The organism is Geodermatophilus chilensis, from assembly GCF_002802985.1.
Classification (GTDB): Bacteria; Actinomycetota; Actinomycetes; order Mycobacteriales; family Geodermatophilaceae; genus Geodermatophilus; species Geodermatophilus chilensis.
Map to the genome: position 1 here is coordinate 1 of NZ_NVPT01000243.1, position 5,755 is coordinate 5,755.

General features: G+C 71.1%; 6 protein-coding genes. 4 read left to right on the forward strand and 2 right to left on the reverse strand.

Annotated elements, in window-relative coordinates:
* On the forward strand, positions 1–496 hold a 496-nt coding region (locus CNO22_RS25260; protein ID WP_157936980.1), incomplete at its 5' end, for a transposase.
* Positions 497–515: 19 nt separating this feature from the next.
* Here the strand turns inward: CNO22_RS25260 and CNO22_RS25265 are convergent.
* On the reverse strand, positions 516–1,427 hold the full coding sequence (locus CNO22_RS25265) for a glycosyltransferase (RefSeq protein ID WP_157937119.1): 912 nt from the start codon (positions 1,425–1,427) through the stop codon (positions 516–518).
* A 1,141-nt stretch (positions 1,428–2,568) separates the two neighbouring features.
* On the opposite strand from CNO22_RS25265, the gene CNO22_RS25270 reads away from it, so the two are divergent.
* From CNO22_RS25270 to CNO22_RS29495, 3 genes are all read left to right on the forward strand, one after another.
* Positions 2,569–2,970, forward strand: coding sequence for a hypothetical protein (locus CNO22_RS25270; protein ID WP_100502005.1), 402 nt, complete (start codon positions 2,569–2,571; stop codon positions 2,968–2,970).
* Positions 2,967–3,992, forward strand: coding sequence for a Gfo/Idh/MocA family protein (locus tag CNO22_RS25275; protein WP_269799638.1), 1,026 nt, complete (start codon positions 2,967–2,969; stop codon positions 3,990–3,992). The genes CNO22_RS25270 and CNO22_RS25275 overlap by 4 nt, the downstream gene beginning before the upstream one ends.
* Positions 3,993–4,798: 806 nt before the next feature.
* Positions 4,799–5,143, forward strand: a complete 345-nt coding sequence (locus tag CNO22_RS29495) for an MDR/zinc-dependent alcohol dehydrogenase-like family protein (RefSeq protein WP_232807345.1) — start codon at positions 4,799–4,801, stop codon at positions 5,141–5,143.
* Positions 5,144–5,153: 10 nt separating this feature from the next.
* Here CNO22_RS29495 and CNO22_RS25285 read toward each other — a convergent pair whose 3' ends face one another.
* A complete protein-coding gene (locus CNO22_RS25285; RefSeq protein ID WP_100502007.1) occupies positions 5,154–5,591 on the reverse strand; it encodes a transposase in 438 nt (145 codons plus the stop codon).
* Positions 5,592–5,755 lie beyond the last annotated feature (164 nt).

The window sequence follows — 5,755 nt, forward strand, 5'->3', positions numbered from 1 at the left end:
CGGCGCGTCGACGGTCGGCAAGGGCTCGCGCGGCTATGACGCCGGCAAGAAGGTCAACGGCCGCAAGCGGCATCTGGTGGTCGACACCCTGGGGCTGCTCATCGTCGTGCTGGTGACCGCGGCCAGCGTGCAAGACCGCGACGGCGGCATCCGGGTGCTGGACCGGGCCAAGATGGCCATGCCCTCCCTGGTGCTGGTCTGGGCCGATGCCGCCTACAGCCGCCGCACCCAGGACTTCGCCTCGAAGGCGCTGCGCATCCTGGTGCAGGTGGTGGCCAAGCTGGTCGGCCAGCAGGGCTTCGTGCCGCTGCCGCGCCGCTGGGTGGTCGAGCGCACGCACGCCTGGATCACCGGCCATCGCCGGATGAGCCGGGACTACGAACGGCTGCCCGCCCACTCCGAAGCGATGATCAAGTGGGCCATGATCGGGCTGATGGCCCGCCGCCTTGCACCGGCTCCCGGCCGCCGTCCCTGGCAGCCAGCACGAGCTTCCTGAACCCTTTCTCGACACGTTGTCAGTCGCTGAGGCGATCGAGCAGCTGCGTCCACTGCGTACCGATGTCGGTCAGGTCGTAGTGACGCGCTTTCACGCCAGCTCCGGCCCCTAGCCGAGCTCGTAGCGACACGTCGCCCATGACTCGGCGTAGTCCCGCTGCGAGCGCTTCGACGTCCTCGGGTGCGACCAGCAATCCGTCCACACCGTCGGTGACGAGTTCACGGGGACCCGTTGGGCAGTCGTAGGCGACCACTGCCATGTGCTTGTCCATGGCCTCGAGCAGCACCATCGGTAGGCCTTCGTAGCGCGAGCTGAGGGCGAAGACCGCGGTCTCCGCCATCACCTCGCTCAGACACCTGGTGGCGCCGGCCATGGTGACGACACGCGAGAGCCCGGCCTGCTCGATCTGCTCCGACAGCGCTGGCCCCTCCGGCCCGGCCCCGTAGATCTCGAGCACCCAGTCGGGGTACTCGGCGGTCACGAGCGCGAACGCTGAGATGAGCAGGTCGAAGCCCTTCTGCGCGGTGAGGCGCCCGGCCGCGATCACCGCACGTCGCCGGTCGTGCGCCGGCAGTGGCGCGCCGGGCAGTCGCGGTACGGCGTTCGGGATGGCGAGAACCGTGGTGCTCTTGCCCGGGAGCATCGCGGCATAGTTCTCGCGGTCCCGCTCGGTCAGGAGAACAACCGCCTCCAGCCCTCCGTAGGTGCGTGCTATCTCTGCCGGCATCTCACCGGAGAGCGCGTCGAGGTGCGTGTGTTCCTGCGCCACGAGCACGACGTTCCTGCGAGCCACCTGGGCGGCCAACGCGCTGAACGAGGGCCGCGTGGTCAACAGGACACCGGAGCGCGCTGCTCGCACGCGGCGCAGCAGCAGGACGTCCGTCCAGAGCGTGAAGGAGCGGTAGAAGTCGTCGTCGGGGTGGATCAGCACCGACGGCACCGTCGACAAGGCCCGACCTAGCAGGCTGCGGCGAGCCGACCTCCGCCGGTCGTCCAGAGCTGTGACGGCCACGCCGGGGGGCAGGGGCAGGAGTGCCTCGTCCCACTCGCGCAGCACCGAGACGATCTCAACATCCGCGTGCGGGCCAGCTCCTCGGCGAGGTTGAACACGGAGCGGATGGCGCCACCGATGCCGTAGGCATGGAACAACAGGATGACGACCCGGCCGTATCCGTCTCGTTCTTGGTGGTCTCGACGTGGGCTGCGCACACACCGCTCCACTGCCCTCGACGCGAACCGATGCAGGTGCAGGCGCCACGCTGCCGTCTGTCTCCGAGGGGCGCTCCCCATTCGGGGTCGGGTGTGGCCCATGTCCGAGACGCTAGAGGCTCTCCGGGACACGGTCATTCGCGGTCCTCTGGGTTGGTGGAACGAAGCGCAGGCCCGAGCCGAACACACATGCGCTACCCATCTCGAACCGACAGAGCTGCCGGCACTGTCCTGGCCCGTCGGCGGTTCCGGCCAAGCACGAACCGACACATCGCCCGCATCGAGTGTCACCGCGGGGCCGGCGGTGGGCAGGCCACGGCCGTCAGGCTGCCGGGTCAGGAAGTGCACCAGCACGTCGAACGTCGAACTCGGAGATCTGTCGGCACCAGCGCTGCACCGAGACTGGGTGGCCAGCGACAACCACGGGGGCGCTCTCGTGGTCCTACCGGGCGCGCATACGACGCCTGAATGGATCACGCGGCGTTTGGCCGCAGCGCCGCGGGGCACACCGCGCCCGCCGCACCGTAGAGCCTCTGGAGGTCACTCGTGTCGACGCCTGTCCTGGTTCGACCGGCCAGCACAGCTGGCTCGACGGCTCCGTGCTCGCGTGCCCTCGGCGCCGTGCACGCTCCCATGCGTCGACCACCCCTGCGGGTTCGGGCGACCTCATGCCGCCGAAAGGTATGTCTGCATACCCGTCGCGGAGTGGGTCGGGCAGGCCTACGTGTCGGCGATGGCCAGAGCAGTGTCTGGGAAGCGGCTGCCGGACCGGGCGGCTGCCCTGGAGGTGAAACTCTCCCGTTCACGCGGCCGCGCGATCCCTGGTTCTGCGACCGCATCGTCGGCTTCCTCACGGGCACGCGGTGAATCTCTTACACGTCCACGACGGTACGGGCTGGAAGAAGTTCGACGGAGCCCGCGCCGCCCGCCGCGCCGGCGTTCTCGCCGTGCTCCAGAGGCAACACCTGCCGTGGCTGTTGGCCAGCCCGACGCACCGGGTGTCGTCCTTCCGGGCAATCGGGCCGGTGGACCATCGGATCGCGGTTTTGCAGGCGCAGCCCGACACCTGTGCGCGGATCGGACCGAACAGCGACCCCGCGGCGCTGGACCGGCTGCTCACCGACCCTGACCTGCGGCACCAGTACAGCCGGGCGGGCCGGCAGCACTGCCAGGAGTTCTTGACCAGCCCTCGCCTGGCCGCAGAGAGCGCCGCGGTCAACGTGCGGGTGCGGCACGGCGTGGCGGCGGTCGGGGCGACTCGGTGAGCCGGTTGCGGGTGGGCTGCGTGGGTACCGGGTTCATCGCCGGCCAGCACCTGGCCGCGCTGGCTGGATTCCCCGACGTGGACATCGTCGCCGTGGCCGACGCCGCACGGGACCGGGCCGAGGACGTCGCACAGCGATATCAGGCCCGGGCGTACGACGACGGGTTGAGAATGCTCGAGACCGAGGAGCTCGACGCAGTGTGGGTCTGCGTGCCGCCCTTCGCGCATGGGCCGGTGGAGGACGCCGCGATCGACCGGCGCCTGCCGCTGTTCGTCGAGAAGCCGTTGGCGATGGACCTCCCGACGGCGGCGCAGCTGGCCGCGCGGATCCGCGACACCGGCCTGCTGACCTGTGTCGGCTACCACTGGCGCTCGCTCGACGTGGTGGAGCAGGCAGCGCGACTGCTGAGGGACACGCCGGCGCAGCTGGTGACCGGCGCCTGGCTGGACCGCACACCGGCCGCGCCGTGGTGGTCGCAGCGCAGCAGCTCCGGAGGGCAGCTGGTCGAGCAGACCACTCACCTGGTCGACCTGGCCCGGCTGCTCGTGGGGGAGGTTGACAGGGTGCAGGCCTTGGAGGCCACCGTGGCACGGGAGGCGTGGCCGGCTGCCGACGTACCGACCGCGTCCGCGGTGCTGCTGAGTTTCCGCTCCGGCGCGATCGGGACGATCTCGTCGAGCTGCGTGCTCGACCGTCGCCGGCAGGTCGGGCTCCGCCTGGTCGCGCCGGGACGGCTCGTCGACATCAGCGAGGTCGGTCTCTACGACCACACGCTGCGGATCGCCGACGACAGCGGCGAACAGGTCGTCCAGACCGACGAGAACCCGATCGCGCGCGAGGACCGCGCCTTCCTCGACGCGTTGCGGACCGGCGGGGACGTGCCGGTCACCTACGAGGACGCCCTGCGCACGCACGCCGTGGTGTGCGCCGCCGACCGCTCCGCGCGCGACGGCGGGATCCCGCTGCAGGTCGACGGCTTCCTGGCGGAGCAGACGCCGTCTCCCGGGGAAGCCCCGAAGTGAGCCGGCCTCCCGTCCGCGCCGTCGAGAAAGACCGGCTCGGTGGCTGACCGCCGCACCGTCCGGACCATCGGTGTCGCCGCGCCGGGCCGGGCCGCCCTGTTCTCGTACGAGGAGGAGCCTCCGGCCGACGGTGAGTTCCGCGTCGACACGCTCTACACCGGCCTGTCGGCCGGCACCGAGCTGACCTACCTCAAGGGCACCAACCCCTACCTGCACTCCTCCTGGGACGCCGAGCGCGGGGTGTTCGTCGAGGGCTGCCCGCGCGAGCGTACCCGGTCGACGTCCTGGGCTACATGGAGGCCGCTCGCGTCACCCAGAGCCGTTCAGACGCCGTCGCCGAGGGAGACCTCGTCGCGCTCAACTACGGCCACCGCACGGGGCACGTCGTCGACCCGCGGCGGAGCGTCGTCACGGTCCTGCCGCCGTCCCTGGATCCCCTGCTGGGGATCTACGTGGCTCAGATGGGCCCCATCTGCGCCAACGGACTGCTGCACGCCGCAGCCGAGCTCGCCCAGGCGCGGGCAGGACGTGGACCTCGCACACGGCGTGCGGGACCAGCACGTGCTGGTGATCGGCGGGGGCGTCGTCGGGCTGCTCACCGGCCTGTTCGCCCGCGTGCACGGCGCGGCGGAGGTCGCCCTTGCGGACCCCGACCCCGACCGGCTCGCCGCTGCCCGAGTACTCGGTCTGACCCCCATCTTCGACGACCACCCGGAAGCGGTCTGGACCTGGAGCACCTCCGCTGGCAGCACGGCCCTGCCGATGCCGGCGCCGACGTGGTGTTCCAGTGCCGCGGTCAGGCCGCGATGCTGGCCACCGCCCTGCGGGCGCTGCGCCCGCAGGGGACCGTCATCGACCTGGCGTTCTACCAGGGGGGCGCTCCGGAGCTCCGGCTCGGCGAGGAGTTCCACCACAAGGGGCTCACCATCCGGTGCGCCCAGATCGGTCGGGTGCCCCGCGGCCTGGCCGACCACTGGGACCGGCGGCGCCTCTCAGCCGAGACGCTGGCTCTGCTCAGCGACTGCGGCGAGCTCGTGCGCCGCGGCCTGGTCACCGACATCGTCCCGTTTCAGGACGGCCCAGTGCTGATGACCGAGCTCGCGGAGCGCCGCCGCTCCACCATCCAGGCCGTGTTCTCCGTCGGCGCCTGAGAACCCTGTGTCAACCAGCGGCGGCCAAGAGTTGTTGTAGGCCGCCATGACGGACGGGGTCGTAGGCGGTGCCGCCGACCCAGCAGCGCCAGATGATCCGGCACCAGGCTCGGGCGAGGATGCGAACGGCGTGGGGGTGGCGGGCGCCTCGCTCGCAGGCTCGCTGATAGATGTCGGCGGCCCAGGGGCTGGCCTGGCGGCTGTCGATGGCGAAGTCGATCAAGGCTTCCCGCAGCTTCTTGTCACAGGAATGCCGGAAGGCGACGTGATGTCGGTCGCCGCTGGCCCGCGTGGAGGGAGCGACTCCGGCGCCGGCCAGCGCTGCGTCGTCAGGGAAGCGGGCGAGGCAGTCGCCGATCTCGGCCAGCAGCAGGGCTGCGCGGTTAGTGCCGGCGCGGGGCAGGCAGGTGAAGAGTTGAGCCGGCCTGTCTCCATGCCTGGCCAACACCGTCCTTTGTCAGCACCGCGCGTCCCGGTCTCCGAGCCGGCGGCGTGGAGCCGCGCTGTCCGGCCGCTGGGCGGGCGTTTCGCCGTCCCCAGGTCGGGAACTGCCCCGGTATGCGGGTGAAGGACTCGGTCGTCGTGGTCACGGGTGCGTCCAGTGGCATCGGT

Bases quoted from the DNA above. Each gene is read 5' to 3' on its own strand.
- CNO22_RS29495 (WP_232807345.1), top strand. From the start codon at position 4,799: ATGCTGGCCACCGCCCTGCGGGCGCTGCGCCCGCAGGGGACCGTCATC.